Source organism: Actinomyces oris (assembly GCF_001937665.1).
Lineage (GTDB): Bacteria > Actinomycetota > Actinomycetes > Actinomycetales > Actinomycetaceae > Actinomyces > Actinomyces stomatis.
Map to the genome: position 1 here is coordinate 1 of NZ_MSKL01000043.1, position 666 is coordinate 666.

The following is a 666-nucleotide window of genomic DNA, read 5'->3' on the forward strand; positions in this document are numbered from 1 at the left end:
GATCAAGAACTACATTCTTGAAAAGGGCCTGCATCCTGGCGATGCGCTGCCGACGGAGTCCCAGCTGTGCACCGACCTGGGAGTATCCCGCTCCTCCGTCCGCGAGGCCGTCCGCACCCTCGTCGCCCTCGACATCGTCGAAGTACGCCACGGACACGGCATGTTCGTCGGCCAGATCTCCATGCGCCCCATGGTCGAGTCCCTCGTCTTCAAAGGCCTCCTCAACCCCGGAGACGACCACCGCGGACTACGCGACATCGTCGAAGTACGCATCACCCTCGACAACGCCCTGGCCGAGCCCGTCACCCACGCCTGGCACAACCGACAAGACCCCGAGCTCGACACCCTCGTCGACAAGATCGAGCAGCTCGCCTCACAAGGAGAGCTCTTCACCGACCAGGACCGACGCTTCCACACACGCCTGCTCCAACCCCTCGACAACCACCTCTACCTCCACCTCACCGAAGCCTTCTGGGCCATCCACACCCTCACCGTCCCCCTCCTGGGCGCCCCCAAGCTCGAAGACCTCACCAGCACCGCAAAAGCCCACCGAGCCATGCTCCAAGCAGCCCGCACCGGAAACATCCCCGCCTACCACCAAGCCATCACCCAGCACTACGCCCCACTCCTAGCAGTCCTCACCTAAACCACCAGCCAAGAACCGCT

The 666-nt window shown here is 63.8% G+C and carries 1 protein-coding gene; it reads left to right on the forward strand.

Annotated features, from left to right (window positions below; translation table 11 throughout):
* Position 1: 1 nt before the first annotated feature.
* A complete protein-coding gene (locus BKH28_RS13070; RefSeq protein ID WP_256696085.1) occupies positions 2-646 on the forward strand; it encodes a FadR/GntR family transcriptional regulator in 645 nt (214 codons plus the stop codon).
* Positions 647-666 lie beyond the last annotated feature (20 nt).